18 protein-coding genes are annotated in these 16,053 nt (G+C 31.9%); 9 read left to right on the forward strand and 9 right to left on the reverse strand.

Translation table 11 applies throughout. The features are described 5' to 3' along the window. Positions 1 to 513, forward strand: a 513-nt coding sequence (locus B2X73_RS02995) for a glycosyltransferase family protein (RefSeq protein ID WP_291095662.1), incomplete at its 5' end; no start/stop codon positions are given. Here the strand turns inward: B2X73_RS02995 and B2X73_RS03000 are convergent. Genes B2X73_RS03000 through B2X73_RS03020 form a run of 5 tightly spaced genes read right to left on the reverse strand, consistent with a single transcriptional unit; the run spans position 510 to position 5,421 of the window. After that, entirely contained in the window at positions 510 to 2,051 is a 1,542-nt protein-coding gene (locus B2X73_RS03000) for a TrkH family potassium uptake protein (RefSeq protein ID WP_180906655.1), read from the reverse strand. The two genes, B2X73_RS02995 and B2X73_RS03000, sit on opposite strands and share 4 nt — an antisense overlap. Further along, positions 2,051 to 3,418, reverse strand: coding sequence for a Trk system potassium transporter TrkA (trkA, locus tag B2X73_RS03005; protein ID WP_180906656.1), 1,368 nt, complete (start codon positions 3,416 to 3,418; stop codon positions 2,051 to 2,053). Before trkA ends, B2X73_RS03000 begins: the two co-directional genes overlap by 1 nt. Before the next feature lie 20 nt (positions 3,419 to 3,438). Beyond that, positions 3,439 to 4,539, reverse strand: a complete 1,101-nt coding sequence (prfB, locus tag B2X73_RS03010; protein WP_286494922.1) for a peptide chain release factor 2 — start codon at positions 4,537 to 4,539, stop codon at positions 3,439 to 3,441. A gap of 42 nt (positions 4,540 to 4,581) precedes the next feature. Next, positions 4,582 to 4,980: a hypothetical protein gene (locus B2X73_RS03015; protein ID WP_038335837.1), complete on the reverse strand. Its 399-nt coding sequence runs from the start codon at positions 4,978 to 4,980 to the stop codon at positions 4,582 to 4,584. A gap of 33 nt (positions 4,981 to 5,013) precedes the next feature. Beyond that, on the reverse strand, positions 5,014 to 5,421 hold the full coding sequence (locus tag B2X73_RS03020; RefSeq protein ID WP_038335835.1) for a DUF6146 family protein: 408 nt from the start codon (positions 5,419 to 5,421) through the stop codon (positions 5,014 to 5,016). A 321-nt stretch (positions 5,422 to 5,742) separates the two neighbouring features. Here B2X73_RS03020 and B2X73_RS03025 point away from each other — a divergent pair, with 321 nt between their 5' ends. The 5 genes from B2X73_RS03025 (at position 5,743) to B2X73_RS03045 (ending at position 8,453) form a co-directional block, all read left to right on the forward strand. Then, positions 5,743 to 6,801 (forward strand): 3-oxoacyl-ACP synthase III family protein, encoded by a 1,059-nt coding sequence (locus B2X73_RS03025; protein ID WP_286494921.1) that lies wholly within the window; start codon positions 5,743 to 5,745, stop codon positions 6,799 to 6,801. A gap of 331 nt (positions 6,802 to 7,132) precedes the next feature. Beyond that, positions 7,133 to 7,558 (forward strand): cold shock domain-containing protein, encoded by a 426-nt coding sequence (locus B2X73_RS03030; RefSeq protein ID WP_038335861.1) that lies wholly within the window; start codon positions 7,133 to 7,135, stop codon positions 7,556 to 7,558. Positions 7,559 to 7,577: 19 nt separating this feature from the next. Continuing rightward, positions 7,578 to 7,769, forward strand: coding sequence for a cold-shock protein (locus B2X73_RS03035; RefSeq protein ID WP_135837000.1), 192 nt, complete (start codon positions 7,578 to 7,580; stop codon positions 7,767 to 7,769). 63 nt (positions 7,770 to 7,832) lie between these two features. Continuing rightward, positions 7,833 to 8,177, forward strand: coding sequence for an arsenate reductase family protein (locus B2X73_RS03040; RefSeq protein WP_286494920.1), 345 nt, complete (start codon positions 7,833 to 7,835; stop codon positions 8,175 to 8,177). A 48-nt stretch (positions 8,178 to 8,225) separates the two neighbouring features. Further along, positions 8,226 to 8,453 carry a hypothetical protein gene (locus tag B2X73_RS03045; RefSeq protein WP_125350054.1) on the forward strand — a complete coding sequence of 76 codons (228 nt, stop codon included), beginning with the start codon at positions 8,226 to 8,228 and terminating at the stop codon, positions 8,451 to 8,453. A gap of 32 nt (positions 8,454 to 8,485) precedes the next feature. Here B2X73_RS03045 and B2X73_RS03050 read toward each other — a convergent pair whose 3' ends face one another. Next, the gene (locus tag B2X73_RS03050) at positions 8,486 to 9,292 is read right to left on the reverse strand and encodes a TerC family protein (RefSeq protein WP_125350055.1); all 807 of its coding nucleotides are present in this window, start codon (positions 9,290 to 9,292) and stop codon (positions 8,486 to 8,488) included. A gap of 173 nt (positions 9,293 to 9,465) precedes the next feature. Here B2X73_RS03050 and B2X73_RS03055 point away from each other — a divergent pair, with 173 nt between their 5' ends. From B2X73_RS03055 to B2X73_RS03065, 3 genes are all read left to right on the forward strand, one after another. Beyond that, a complete protein-coding gene (locus tag B2X73_RS03055; protein WP_286494919.1) occupies positions 9,466 to 10,341 on the forward strand; it encodes a DMT family transporter in 876 nt (291 codons plus the stop codon). Between the two features lie 84 nt (positions 10,342 to 10,425). Further along, on the forward strand, positions 10,426 to 11,439 hold the full coding sequence (locus B2X73_RS03060) for a beta-ketoacyl-ACP synthase III (RefSeq protein WP_286494918.1): 1,014 nt from the start codon (positions 10,426 to 10,428) through the stop codon (positions 11,437 to 11,439). Positions 11,440 to 11,539: 100 nt separating this feature from the next. Then, positions 11,540 to 12,193, forward strand: coding sequence for an alpha/beta hydrolase (locus B2X73_RS03065; RefSeq protein ID WP_291095664.1), 654 nt, complete (start codon positions 11,540 to 11,542; stop codon positions 12,191 to 12,193). A gap of 169 nt (positions 12,194 to 12,362) precedes the next feature. Here the strand turns inward: B2X73_RS03065 and B2X73_RS03070 are convergent, their stop codons facing one another. From B2X73_RS03070 to B2X73_RS03080, 3 genes are all read right to left on the reverse strand, one after another. Continuing rightward, the gene (locus B2X73_RS03070; RefSeq protein WP_219033983.1) at positions 12,363 to 13,997 is read right to left on the reverse strand and encodes a S8 family peptidase; all 1,635 of its coding nucleotides are present in this window, start codon (positions 13,995 to 13,997) and stop codon (positions 12,363 to 12,365) included. Between the two features lie 122 nt (positions 13,998 to 14,119). Further along, positions 14,120 to 15,721: a S8 family serine peptidase gene (locus B2X73_RS03075; RefSeq protein WP_286494915.1), complete on the reverse strand. Its 1,602-nt coding sequence runs from the start codon at positions 15,719 to 15,721 to the stop codon at positions 14,120 to 14,122. A gap of 4 nt (positions 15,722 to 15,725) precedes the next feature. Next, on the reverse strand, positions 15,726 to 16,053 hold a 328-nt coding region (locus B2X73_RS03080), incomplete at its 5' end, for a WbqC family protein (RefSeq protein WP_291095666.1).

Consider the following 16,053-nt stretch of genomic DNA (forward strand, 5'->3'; position numbering starts at 1 on the left):
GAATATAATGATGCTATTTTTTTACCAATCATTCGAGATAAAATTAGAGCATTGCGTCCAAAACGAAAAGATTACTATTTGGTGTATTTACCAAGTTTTCATCCAACAGAAATTATGGAGAAATTATCACTGATTAAAGATTCAAAATGGAAAGTTTTTTCACCTTTTGTGAAAGATGTTACGCGTCAATTTAATGTTCAAATTTATCCAATTGATGAACGTCTTTTTACTAGAACTTTAGAAAATTGTAAAGGAGTTTTGTGCGGTGCTGGTTTCGAATTGCCTGCCGAAAGTATTTATCTTAAAAAGAAGCTTTTTGTGATTCCGATTAAAGGTCAATACGAACAATTATGTAATTGCGAAGCTTTAAAAATGATTGGCGTTGATTATTCATATGATTTGAATGTAGCACAATTGCAACGTTGGGTGGATTCGAATAAAATTATTGAGAAAGATTTCCCAGATCAAACCGAAGAAATCATTCAGAAAGTAATTTTAGAAGCATCCCATTAATTATTTTTCCAGAAAGCAGGCGTAAATAAAATTAAGATTGTATAAAGCTCTAATCGTCCCAAAACCATTAAAAAACAACATAATAATTTTGCACTATCCGTTAAAGAATTCATTGAAGTACCCGGACCAAATTCGCCAATTCCCGGACCTACGTTTCCTAAAGTGGAAGCAGTTAATGTTAAAGAGGCCAAAATATCTTGGAAACTCATTGTTATACCATAATTCAAAAGCGCAAACAAAATAGAACTCACAATCCATGTAAACATAAACATGACAAAGAATGCCATGACGTGGAAAACAATAGATTGGTTAAGCGAACGATTGTTATAACGAACAGGAATAATTGCGTTTGGGTGTAAAATACGCTTAAATTCGATCCAACTATTTTTTAATAAAATGACGTGTCTAATAACTGTAATTCCTCCAGATGTAGAACCTGCCGAACCTCCGATGAAGAACAAAGAGAAGAAAATAAGTGTGGTTACGGTTAACCAACTTGTGTAATCTTCCATTGCCAAAGCTGTTGTAGATGCGATAGATACAACGTGGAATAATGAACTTCTGAATGAATGTTCGAAATTAAACCACGAATAGGTTTCGACGGAATAACTAGGGTAAATATTGAAAAATAATACAACAAAAACGATAAATGTAACGACAGCAAGTAAACCAACCCACCAACGGAATTCTTCATTTTTCCATACTTTTTTGAATTGTCCTTTAATCAATAAATAAATCAATGCGAAGTTTGTTCCGCCCAAAAACATCATCACGATTAATACATATTGAATAAAAATATTGTTATTCCAATACATCAAACCTTCATTCTTAGTAGAAAAACCTGCCGTTGCAATCACACTCATCGAATGATTTGCAGCATCAAATAAATTCATTCCACCAAAATAAAGCAACATCGCAAAAAAAGCAGTTAAGCCTAAATAAACTAACCAAAGGTTTTTTGCTGTTTCTGTAATTCGAGGGTGAATTTTATCCGTATAAATTCCAGGCGCTTCTGCCATAAAAAGCTGTCGACCACCAATTCCAAGAAACGGTAAAATCGCAATCGTCAAAACGATAATCCCCATACCACCAATCCAATTGGTTGTACTTCGCCAAAATAATATACTTTTTGGGAGACTTTCTACATCATCATAAATTGATGTCCCAGTCGCTGTATAACCAGAAACGGTTTCGTAAATAATGTTGACAAAACTAAAATTTTCATTGATGATATGATCGTTTGGTAGAAATATTAACGAGGTAACATAGGGTAAACACCCCGAAAGAATCAAGAAAAGCCATCCGACACAAACCACGATATAACCTTCGCGTTTGTTGATATGTTTTCTTCTGTCACGCGTAAAATACATCATTGCAGCTCCCGACAATCCCACTAAACTCCCCGAAACTAAAAAAGGGTAGAGTAGATGATCATTAAAATAAATGCTGACACATGTTGCAATAAACATAAAGAGCGCATTTAATAGTAATAAAACACCCGAAAGATTCAGGATTACTTTGATGTTAAGTGATTTCATTATTTAAAATATTTGGTCACTTTTGGAATTAAATTCGCTTGACTAAAAACAACGACGTGATCTTTTGGTTCGATAATGAAATCTTTTGTTGGAATAAATCCATCATTTCTGCGAACAATTCCAGCAATAATAGCACCTTCTTTAAACGGAAAATCGCTTACTTTTTTGAATGCGATTTCAGAATTTTCGTGAATACGGAATTCTAAAACTTCAGCATCTAAATCAGAAATTCCTGTTACATCCATCACAGAACCTTGTCGAATATAACGGAAAATACTATCTGCGGTTAAGAGTTTTTTATTGATAAAAGCGTTAATTCCAACTTCTTGACTAAGATGTATATAGTCGATATTTTCGACCAAAGCAATTGTTTTTTTAACGCCTTTTGATTTTGCCAAAAGACATGACATAATATTCGTTTCCGAACTTCCTGTCACAGCGATAAAAGCATCCGAATCAGAAATACCTTCTTCCAATAACAATTCTCCATCTCGACCATCACCATTGATAATCAAAATGTTATTTAAATCGTCAGCTAAATCAAAAGCTTTGTTTCGATTGATTTCTAATAACTTAACATTGTGCTTGTTATCTTTTAAAAGTTTGGCAACTTTGACACCAATACTTCCTCCTCCTAAAACAATTACATTTTTGAAATATTCTTGTTTCTTTCCAAGGATTTTATAAACTTCTAAAATTCCAGCTTTTTTGACAATAAAATAAACGTGATCATCTATTCTAAATTCAGTTTCGGCTTCGGGAATAATGGTTTGATATTCGCCACGTTCGTTGCTACGAATTATTGCAATTGGCATCAAAAGATTGTCTTCGCCACCTTTCGTCGTCAAATACATGTCTTTGTACTGCTTGTCCAAAATTTTACAATCCGCATCCAAAACAGTTCCAACCATAAAAAGTTGACCATTTGCAAAGGGATGCATCGCATTGAAAGCAGATTGTTGAACAAGAGAATAAATCTCATCAGCCGCTAATTTCTCAGGACTAATTAATGCATCAATTCCCATTCCTTGAACCCAAAATTGATTTTCTTTGTAAAGAAATTCAGGATTCGAAATTCGAGCTAATGTGCGTTTTGCCCCTAAATCTTTCGCAATCGAAGCACTTGTAAGGTTTGTGTTTTGAAGATGAGTGACCGATATAAAAATATCTGTATCATCAATTCCAACTTCTCGCAAAGCCTTGAAAGAAGTGATATCACCACGATAAGCCATTACATCTAACGAGTTTTCGATCATCAACAACTTGTCCTTGTCCATGTCCATGATGACGATGTCGTTCATTTCATTAGAAAGTAATTTAGCCAAATGAAAACCAACTTCTCCAGCACCTCCGATTAATATTTTCATGAAAGAAATTTAGGATAAAACTATTTTGACGTTTCTTTTTGTCCCATTAACATTAGGAACGATTTCAAGAATTCGTCTATATCACCGTTCATTACAGCATCCACATTACCTGTTTCAGTTCCTGTTCTGACGTCTTTTACCAATTTGTATGGATGCATCACATAATTACGAATTTGAGAACCCCATTCGATTTTCATCTTATTTGCCTCGATCTCATTACGTGCAGCCATTTTTTTCTCTAACTCAATCTTATACAATTCAGATTTTAACATCTCCATTGCACGTTCGCGATTGGCTAACTGAGAACGTTCAACCTGACAAACAACTACAATCCCAGTTGGTTTGTGCGTTAACTGAACTTTAGTTTCTACCTTATTTACATTTTGCCCTCCAGCTCCTCCAGAACGAGACGTTTGTAATTCGATATCAGCAGGATTGATTTCAATCTCGATTGTATCATCCACAATTGGGGAAACATAAACCGAAACGAAACTTGTGTGACGCTTTGCATTACTATCAAAAGGCGAAATACGCACCAAACGATGCACACCATTTTCTCCTTTTAGATAACCAAAAGCAAATTCGCCATCAACTTCTAATGTTACCGTTTTTACACCTGTAACATCACCCGCTTGATAGTTTAATTCTTTTACTTTATATCCATGTTTTTCGGCCCACATCAAATACATACGCAACAACATAGAAGCCCAATCACAAGATTCTGTACCTCCAGCTCCCGCAGTAATTTGAAGAATTGCACCAAGATTATCTCCTTCTTCTGAAAGCATATTCTTGAATTCTATATCTTCTAAAAGCTTAGCAACAACAGTATATTGTTCCATAACTTCTTCGTCACTTACCTCGCCTTCGCGGTTAAATTCTACTAAAACTTCGACATCATTTACTGCATTTGCAATCGTTTGGTATTCATCAATCCATTTCTTTTTACCACGTAAAACTTTCATAAAAGCTTCGGCTTCTTTCGGGTTGTTCCAAAATTCAGGTGAAGCAGCGTGTTCTTCTTCATTTTGAACTTCGATTTCTTTTTGTTCGATTTCCAAATATTCGTGCAAATCTTGTGTACGTTTTTGGATGTCTTTTAGTAATTCGTTGTTAAACATAATTGCAAATGTATAAAAATAGGGGATTTTATGAACACGAGGTTAAGCATTAATCACTTTATCATCTTTTCCGTTCCAAGAAAGAATTTTATAAGTAAAACCGTCTTCCGTTTTAATTTCTTGGTCTTTCAGCATCAAAAAAGTATCGTCCCAATCACCATCATCATAACTAATTACCCAGAATAATTGGTTGAACAACAAACCTTCCAAAATATACAAAAGTTCCTCAACAGAATCTACTTCGTAAGTTGTAAAAGGAAAAGAAGATTTGATCCAAATCTTATCATCATCCGAAGTCTGAATATAAAGATCACCAAAAGTCGATTTGTATTCATTCTCGATATGGAATTCTAATAATTCGGTATCTTTTTTGTGAAGCCCTGTAAAATCTGGAATTGCTTCAATGATTTGATTGTATATTTTGATTGAAAAATCGTTCATCTTTCTAAAATTAGCTTGCAAAAATAAACGATATTATCTAATTCTGACACGATATTTATGTTCAATAAATCGAAAAAAGTTAAATAATTTGTATTCAAAATCATAACCATAGTCAACAGAAGGATCTAAATCTATACTTACTGCATACAAATCTGGATTATATGTCATTGGTTGCATATGTCGTTGATTCCAAATCATCACATATTGGCGATTTTTTTGTTCGTAATATTCTTTTGAATAATATTCTTTGGGTAATGCAGTTGTTTTTAAATAAATATCATATTGAGGATCAAATACAACAATATCATAATCGCCATCTTCATTCGGCTCGAATTTTAATGAATTCTCATCTTTATTCGGCACTGAATTTTGTGTGGATTGATTGGTTGTACAAGCAAAAAATAGGAGAGAAACGCTGAAGAATAAAAATAGCTTTTTCATAATTTTTTAATTTGATTAAATATATTGAAAAATAACGATATTAAGTGTTTATATCTACATTTACACTTATATTCTAATAATTTAGAATTACATGAATAGTAGTTCTGAAATATAAATGTTTATTTCATATTATTTATATATATATCTAAGAGACATTGAAAAATTATCATCATGAAATTTATTAATTTAATATTTTATAAGATATAATTTTGGTATAAATATAAAGTTTAAGTTAAAAATGTAACTTTATAGCAATAGTTCTTAAAGTTATCCCGAGATTGTATCCGATAGCAGATTCTAACTCTGTTATCTAAAATATATATGACAAATCACTTTATAGGAATAGGAAAATATATTCCAACTGAAAAAATATCAAATCATTTTTTTGAAGAACATCAATTTTTTAATGAACAAGGAGAAATTTTAGATCAAAATAATGCTACAATTTCGCATAAATTAAAACAAATAACAGGAATAGAAGAACGTCGATATGCCAGAAAAGATCAAGTAACATCAGACTTAGGCTATATGGCAGCTGCTTCAGCCATCACAAATGCAAATATCGACGCAGAAACTATTGATTATATTATATTCGCTCATAATTTTGGAGATGTAAAACACGATACGATTCAGTCTGATATGGTGCCAAGTCTTGCTGCAAGAGTAAAAAATTTATTGAAAATTCAAAATCCTTATTGTGTTGCTTACGATGTTATTTTTGGTTGTCCAGGTTGGGTAGAAGGTGTTATACAAGCCAATGCATTTATAAAAGCTGGATTAGCAAAAAGATGTTTGGTAATTGGTGCTGAAACTCTTTCGAGAGTAGTAGATGAACACGACCGAGATACAATGATATATGCAGATGGCGCTGGTGCAGCAATATTAGAAGCTTCTACAAACAATAAAGGAATACAAGCCCATTTATCTGCCTCTTATGCAAACGAAGAAAAAGATTATCTGTTTTTTGGAAAATCGTATAATTCAGAAAAATGTCCGAATACCAAATACATCAAAATGTATGGTAGAAAAATCTATGAGTTTGCTTTATCCAAAGTACCTTTAGCAATGAAAAAATGTGTTGATGATAGCTCATATAATATTGACGATATCAGTAAAATAGTGATTCATCAAGCCAACGAAAAAATGGACGAAGCAATCGTAAAACGCTTTTATAGTTTATATGATCAAGATGTGCCAAAAAATATTATGCCAATGAATATTCATAAACTTGGCAATAGTAGTGTGGCAACAATTCCAATTCTTTTGAAAATGATTATGGATAATGATTTAGAAAATCACCAGATAAATGAAGGCGATGTGGTATTATTTGCATCTGTTGGCGCAGGCATGAATATAAACACGTTTATTTACCAATTTTAACGATATCAATCATGATAAGTTCTAATCACAATTAGATTAGAACTTTTTATCATATAGAATTCTCTAGAAATTAATACCATTTAATTCATTAAAACTTATTACCTTTGCAACGTACTTAAGAAGATATTTTGTCTTAATAGTTTACAATTGTATTCTTTATTTTACTTTTTTTAATTCACTAATTGACCTAGTCAATATAATTTTAACTTCTGTTTTCTAAAACGTATACTTGTAAGTTTTACTACATTATAATATAAATGTTGTCGGATAATTAATTCATGTTTTCTTAGGTTTTATCAGTATTAAAAACAAAAAATCTATACAAACATTTATGGCAGATTCTACATCTAAAAAAGAAAATAGCAAAAAGAAAGCTTTAAAAAAATTAGAAAAATTAAACAAAAGAGAGAATAGAAAAGAGAATAACAACAAAGGAAAATCATTAGAAGATATGATTGTCTATGTTGATGTACTTGGTAATTTTACAGATGTACCACCTCATTTACAAGACAAAGAAGCCGATTTGCTGAATAATAAAAGATTTGAATCTGATAACAGAGATGTTTTTATAGAAGGTATGGTTGATATCTACAACGATTCAAAAGGTTTTGGTTTTATTAAAGTACCAGCTTCTAACGATAAAATCTTCTTCCACTTCAAAGAATCAAAAGAATTACTTAAAGTAGGAGATCAAGTACAGTTCAAAAAAGAAATGTCTGAAAAAGGATTCAGAGCAATTCAAATATCAAAAAAATAAATTAATTAAATATACAACTATGCAAGAAGGAACAGTAAAATTCTTCAACGAATCAAAAGGGTTTGGTTTTATCTCTAACGCAAACGGAGGTGAAGATGTTTTTGTACATGTTTCTGGATTAATTGACAAAGTAAATGAAAATGATCAAGTTACTTTTGATATTGAAAAAGGAAAAAAAGGTCTTATGGCTGTTAATGTAAAAAGAAAATAAAAAAAGAATCCTTATATAAGGATTCTTTTTTTTGAACTATATTTAATTTCTAAAAGAGTATTTATGTACACAATATTACATAATTCGCGTTGCGGAAAAAGTAGAGATGCAGTAAAGGTTTTGGAAGAGTCTGGAAAAGATTTTGAAATAAGAGAATATTTGAAAGAGCCTTTGACGAAAGATGAATTGAGAACTATTTTAACAAGACTAAATCTAAAACCAATTGATATAGTAAGGACAAATGAAGAAGATTGGAAAATAAATTTTAAAGGAAATGAACTTTCTGATGATGAAATTTTGAATGCTTTGGTTGAATATCCAAAATTGATTCAACGTCCAATAGTGACAGATGGAAAAAGTGGAATAGTAGGTCGTCCAAAAGAATTGGTAGAAAATTTTATTAAATAAAAATGGTTTGATAATTGTAAGTATTTCTAAGACTAAACATAAAAAGCTATGAAAATTTTAGATGCATTAACAAAAAATCAAACGGAGAAAGGAACTAAAATAGGTTTATTAACAACAGCCGCTACAACGGGAGTAACGGTAGCTAAATTTTTGGGAAAACGTTCAATATATGGAATAATTGGTGGAGTAGCCGTAACATTGGCTGCAGAATATATCCGAAAAAAATATGAAAAGAAAGTTGAAGCTGAAAACGAAACTATTTTAGAGAATAAATAAAAAAAGAGTTTTGAAAAAAACTCTTTTTTGTATTATATATTTTTGTTTTGTTCTTCTGCATCACCAACCATATTTCGAACAATTCCTGGATTCGAATGTTTTTTCTTCATTTTCAAATTCAAGAATTCGACTAAAACAGAGAAGCCCATGGCAAAATAAATGTATCCTTTCGAAATGTGTTGATCAAACCCTTCTGCTAATAACGAAACGCCGATTAATAATAAGAATGATAAAGCCAACATTTTAACCGTTGGATGATCGTTCACAAATTTAGAAACCGCACTTGCTGAAAGCATCATAACTGCAACAGCAATAATTACAGCCGCAATCATAACCTCAATATGTTCTGCCATACCAACTGCTGTAATTACAGAATCTAATGAGAAAACAATATCTAAAATTAAGATTTGTACGATAGTTCCTGCAAAAGAATGGACTTTCACTTTTCCTCCGGTTTCTTCAACACCTTCTATTTTGTGGTGAATTTCTACAGTCGATTTATAAATCAAGAATAATCCTCCGATTAGTAAAATCAAATCTCGACCAGAGATTGCTAATTTTTCTAACCATTCGGTTGAAGTAATGCCAATCCATTCGCCAATATTGAATAGAGGAGTGGTAAGACTCATGACCCAACTTAGTGAGAATAAAAGGATAACACGTGTAAACATGGCTAAAAATAAACCAAGCTGTTGTGCTTTCTTTTGTTGATGTGCAGGCAATTTTCCTGACAAAATAGAAATAAAAACAATATTATCAATCCCTAAAACGATTTCTAACATTGTTAATGTAAATAATGCAACTAATGCATCTGGTTGTAAAAAAATACTAAAATCCATCGATTAATTTTGAAGTTTCGAAAATACAACGAAGAATAAGAATTAAAGTTTGAGTAATAATTATTTAATGTTAATTTAATATTAGAACTTATACAAAATTATTTACAGATTAAATCAATCAAATCGTTTTAGCAATATAGAATTAAACTTTACTTTTGCGAAAAAGACTTAGAATGATTTCAAAAGTTCAACTTCGGTTGCAGTTTCTCGTACTTCTTTGGGGATTTACAGGAGTTTTCGGAAAATTAGTTACAATGAGTGCGTTGTCAATGGTTTGGTATCGTGTTCTTATTGGGGCTATTGCTGTTTTTATTTATATGAAGTTCAGAAAAATGGATTTCAAGGTAACTAAAAACGAATTGTTGAAATTACTTGCTATCGGTGGAATTGTAGGAATACATTGGTTTACATTTTATTTGTCGATTAAACTTTCTAATATCTCAATTGCGTTGAGTACGTTGTCGATGGGCGCGCTTTTTAGTGCGATTTTAGAACCTATTTTTTTTAAACGAAAAATTAATCTGCTCGAAATAATTCTTGCTATAATCGTTTCCACTTGTGTAGCTGTTATTTTTAATGCATCACCAGAAGATTATAAATTGGGAATTATCATTGGTATTTTGTGTAGTTTTCTATCGGCATTATTTGCAGTTCTTAATTCGAGATTACCAAAGTCAATCAAACCAACTAAAGTTACTTTATACGAAATGATTGGTGGAGTTATCACACTTTCGGTGGTAATGATTCTTTTTCAGCCAGAAGCTATTTCTGAAGTTGTAAATATAAGTTGGTCAAACTTAGGATGGTTGACTTTGCTTGGCGTCATTTTTACAGCTTTTGCACAAATAGAATCAGTTGATTTGCTGAAACATGTTAGTGCTTTTACGTTGATGTTGAACGTAAATTTAGAACCAGTTTATGGCATCATTTTGGCAAGTCTTATTTTTGGAGATTCAGAACATATGAATCCTATATTTTATATTGCTACAGGGGTAATGGTACTTTCTATCATTATGAACGGAATATTAAAAACAAGATTTTCTAAATAATTTATTGTCAAAAAGACGCATTTGTTTTAAAGAATGCTTATCATTTAATATCTTTGCTTCAATTGAAAAGTAAACCATAATCACATGATACACTCTATTATTACAGGTGTTGGGCATTATGTTCCCGAAAGAGTTGTTACAAACTTTGATTTAGCTGAAGTGATGGATACCAATGACGAATGGATTCAGGAACGTACAGGGATTGTCGAAAGAAGACATATCGAGCCAGGTTCTAAGATTTCGTCTACAGATTTGGGAGTTATTGCGGCTAAAAATGCGTTAGAAGATGCAGGAATCACTGCTCAAGATATTGATTTTATATTATTTGCGACTTTATCTCCCGATTATTATTTTCCTGGAAATGGTGTATTGGTGCAAAAAGAGTTAGGTTGTCGTACAATTGGGGCAATGGATATTCGTAACCAGTGTTCTGGCTTTGTATATGCGTTATCAACGGCTGATGCTTTTATAAAAGCAGGAGTTTACAAAAATATTTTGGTGATTGGAGCAGAAGTGCACTCATTCGGATTGGATATGTCGGATGAAGGTCGTGGCGTTTCAGTAATTTTTGGAGATGGAGCAGGAGCAGTAATTGTTTCGGCAACGGAAGAAGAAGGACGTGGAATTTTATCGACTAATTTACATTCTGAAGGTGAATTTGCCGAAGAATTAGCAGTTACTTTCCCTGGAACAAAAACAGGTTGGTCAGACGAATTATTGAAAGAAGGTAATACGTTAACTAAAAAAGAGATTTATCCATATATGAATGGGAACTATGTTTTCAAGCATGCGGTAACTCGTTTTCCAGAATCAATTATCGAAGCTTTATCGACTGCGAATAAAAAGCCAGAAGATTTAGATTTATTTATTCCACATCAGGCGAATTTGCGTATTTCTCAATTTGTACAAAAACAATTGGGATTACCAGATGAGAAAGTTTATAACAATATTATGCGTTACGGAAATACTACGGCAGCATCTATTCCTATTGCATTGAGTGAAGCAAAACAAGAAGGTAAAATCAAAAAAGGTGACTTAGTAATGATGACTGCTTTTGGAGCAGGATTTACATGGGGCTCTGTTTTGATGAACTGGTAAGTAAGTTTGAATTTAGATTTACAAATTTAGAATATAAAAAAAACCTTCACTTTTTAGTGAGGGTTTTTTGGTTATATTTGATTGATTTAAAAAATTATTAATGAAATATTTATTGATTCTCATAATTGGTTTAATGAGTTGTTCGCAACATAAAATATCAAAAAATGTAAAGGATCAAGATTATATCTTTTTTCTCCATAATAAATATTTAGAAACGCATAACGATGGAGATTATGATACAGTCTATAAAACTAAAATTGAGTATTCTAAAGTTTTGAATTCATTCAAGAAAGACGGTTTTATTGTGATTAGTGAGAAAAGAAAGCCGAAAACAGACGGAATAAAATATGCAAAAAAGGTTGTTAAGCAAATTGATAGTTTGATTAATACAGGTGTTAAACCTAATCATATTACGGTTGTAGGAACTTCGAAAGGTGGTTACATTGCGCAATATGTATCAACTTTTAAAAATAATCCTCAAATCAACTATGTATTTATTGGTTCGTTTCAAGAAAGTGATTTAGAAGAAATGCCTGATATAAAATTTTCTGGAAATGTTTTAACCATTTACGAGAAGTCTGATGCATTTGGCGTTTCAGCTATAAAACGTAAAGAAAATTCAACCAATAAAATCAAGCATTTCAAAGAAATTGAATTAAATAATGGCTTAAAGCATGGTTTTCTTTATAAAGCTCTTGATGAATGGATTGAACCAAGTAAAAAATGGGCGAGGAGAAATTATGATTTTAAATAAATGATTCATTTATAATTTTTCCTAAAAATCACTCGAACTGACAATTTTTATTCAATCTGTACAAGAAATATCTTATACAAAAAAAGGTTAGACTCTAAAAAAAATAGAATCTAACCCAAGTTTATTTTGTTACTTAAATACTATAAGAAATGGTGATATTAAGATTTCCTTACTTCAATTTTTTAGCAACATACATTTTTTCTGCTAATTGAACAGCTTTGTACGCATCAACAACACCGCCTGTTACAGAAATATCTGTTAAAGCAGGATTTTTGTTGACAGATTCTAACAATATTTGTTTGATATCTGTTGCAGTTAATTTAGGATAATGTGCCCAAACCAAAGCCGCAACTCCTGCTACAACTGGAGAAGCCATAGAAGTTCCGCTTTCATTTTTGTATTCCCCATCTTTATTAGGAACAGTAGAATATATTTCATTTCCTGGCGCAAAAACATCTACAGACTTTTTACCAAAATTAGAAAAACTTGCTCTTAAATTGTCATTATCCATTGTATTTGCTCCAACTGTAATTACGTTTTTAGAAACTTCTACACCTTTGTCGTCATAAACGGTAGGGAAGTGAATTTCGTCATCAATATTTACGTTTTCATTTCCTGCAGCTTTAATCAATAAAAGACCTTTTTTCTCAGCATATTTAAATGCATCCCAAACAATTTGTTTATCAGGAGAATAAGCTTTTCCAAAAGACATATTTAAGATTTTTGCTCCATTATCTGCTGCATAACGAATGGCATTCGCAACATCTTTATCACGTTCGTCTCCATTTGGAACTGTACGAACTGACATGATTTTTACATAACCATTTCCAGCGATTCCATCCATTCCAATTCCGTTACCAGATTTTGCTGCAATAATTCCAGAAACGTGTGTTCCGTGCATAGAATCAGGGCCATCTACATCATTATTTCCGTAAAAACGTTCTGATTTATCAGCATAATTATCACCAACAATTGGACGAGGATCTAATTCTGTATTCAAGTTAATTTCAACTTGTTCTTTGTAGTATTTTGTTCCTTCTGAAATTTCATTTCCAACTTCTGTTAAGAAATCTTTCATTGATTTTCCTTCCCAAGCTTCTTTCGGAACCATACCAAAAATAATCATCCCTTGTTGTGCTTCTTTAGAAACAGGTTTAAAAGACATCATATTTTTTTCATTCAACTCTTTTTCGCCCCATTCTTTAATCAAAGCAGGAAATGCAACTGAGAAAATATCATTCATCTGCACATATTGCGCTGCATTTTGTTTTGCTTCGGCTAATTTATTTTCGAACTCAGGTTTTATTTTTTGATATTCTTCCAATTCTTTTGGGAATTTTGTTTTGTTAGAAGCTGCATCTTTACTTTTTTCGAATAAATCGCGGTATTTTACAAAAAGACGTGTTAACTCTAATGTATCTCCATCAACATTTTTACCATCTTTTCCTCCAATAAAATTCCAACCATGAATATCATCAACATAACCATTCTTGTCATCATCAATTCCATTTCCAGCAATTTCTTTGGTGTTTGTCCAAATATTATCTTTTAAATCTGGGTGAGTAATCTCAACTCCAGAATCTAAAACACCAACAATTAACTGTGAAGGTTTACGTTTTTTTGATTCTAAAAATTGTAAAGCTTTTTGAGTATTTACACCATAAACACCACTTTCTTCTAAAGATTCGTGTTGCCAATATTTTTGATCAACTTTAGGCAATGGTAGAGCAGTTGTCGTTTCTTGTGCGAACGATGCCACACCAACAAACATGGCAACTGATATACTTAATAAGAATTTTTTCATAATTGATTTATCTATATGTCGAGAAACAACCGAAATTGTTACATCTAAAATTATCTCGAGTTTAAACGCAAAAAAGGCTCCAAAATTTGAAGCCTTTTTATAATGTTGTGTTAAATTTAAAATTATTTCAATTTACGTTGTTTGTAAATTTCTTCAGCTTTTTGTACAGCTTTGTAAGAATCTACAACACCTCCAGCAACAGAAATCTCTTTTAATTGCTCATTTTTATTAACTGTTTCCATTAAGATATTACGAATATCTTCTGCAGTTAATTTTGGATAATGTGACCAAACCAACGCTGCAACACCAGCAACAGCAGGTGAAGCCATAGAAGTTCCGTTTAAGAAACGATATTGATCAACCCCTGGATATGTTGCATAAATCTCTTGTCCTGGTCCAAAAACATCTACCGATTTTTTACCATAGTTAGAGAAACGAGCTTTTAAAGCATTTGGATCTTTAGTAGAAGCACCAACCGTAAGAACAGATTTAGAAACAACATTTCCATTTCTAAAATTAGTTGGATAATGTACATGAACATCAATATCTTCGTTGCTATTTCCAGCCGCTTTAACGATTAAAACACCTTTATCAGAAGCATATTTGAACGCATCCCAAACTAAATCTGCATCAGGAGAATAAGGTTTTCCGAAAGACATATTCAAGATTTTTGCTCCATTGTCAACTGCGTAGTAAATTGCATTTGCAACATCTTTATCGCGTTCGTCTCCATTTGGAACTGTACGAACCGACATAATTTTTACATTATTTCCTCCAGTCGTTCCTTCAGAACCGATATTATTTCCTCTTACAGCACCGATAATTCCAGCTACGTGAGTTCCGTGAGAAGATTCAGGTCCGTTAGAATCACTGTTTCCATAAAAACGCTCTTTTTTATCATTTGGATTGTCAACATCTTTACGATCAACCAAATCTAAATTTAAGTGAGAAGATAAAGCATCTCCCTTCGCAGCACGACGAGCAGCTCCTAAATAGGTATTCGAAACTTCTTTCATCGTTTTCCCAACCCATTGCTCTTCTTTCAATTCACCAAAAATCCATAAAGCTTCTAAGATTTGAGAATCTGTTGGTTGGTAATTTTTTAAAATATCTTTAGTTAATTTAGTATCTCCAAATTCAAGAACCATTTTATTTACACCACCTTCAACAGCATTCAATTTAGATTGAGCAACTTGTTGGTTATATTTTGCTTTTCCTACAGCGCTTAAATATTCTTTTTCAATTTTTTGAAATTCAGCATATTCAGTAGGATTTTTTACAATAGCTTCATGATTTTTCTTTTGATCGAAAGTTGCGTATTTAGATGATAAAGCTTTGTAAACACGTGTTAATTCAGTGGTATCATCATTGTAATTGATTCCTTTTGCTGTTCCTAAAAAAGACCATCCATGTACGTCATCAATGTAACCATTTTTGTCATCATCGATTCCGTTTCCTGGAATTTCTTTTGGATTTGACCACATATTTGCTTTCAAATCTTCGTGAAAATTTTCAACACCGCTGTCCAAAACTCCTACAATAATTGTATTTGCTTTTCTTTTGTTGTCTTTTAAGAATTGTAAAGCTTGATCAGTATTTACACCATAAACACCTGTTTGTTCTACACCTGCATGATACCATTTTTCTTTTGGTACTTCTGTTGTTTGTGCTTGAACAAACCCTAATGTAAAGGCAAATCCTAAAGCAATAAATAATTTTCTCATGTTGTTATTTTATTAAGTTTTTTAAATATACTGCGGCACTTGGTCCTTCGCTAAAAAGTAAATCTAAGATACTCAAACCTTCTATAAACTCAAATTTATCATCAAAAACTTGTGCATATTCTGGTAGGTTATACTGAGGTGCTTTTTTAGCAGAAAATTGATTTCTGAAATCATTTTCAGGATTCAGATCTTGATAGGTTTCAGTTTTAGAAATCTCCAAATCTAAGCTTAATTTCTTGTTGATGAAATCAATTGTTTTTAGATTAAAATCTAAAAGAAATTTCTCTTTTTGTTCTAAAATTGGAATAATTTCATCTTCATAATATTCAAAA

It is taken from the genome of Empedobacter sp. UBA7252, from assembly GCF_002472765.1.
In the GTDB taxonomy this organism is placed as follows: domain Bacteria; phylum Bacteroidota; class Bacteroidia; order Flavobacteriales; family Weeksellaceae; genus Empedobacter; species Empedobacter falsenii_B.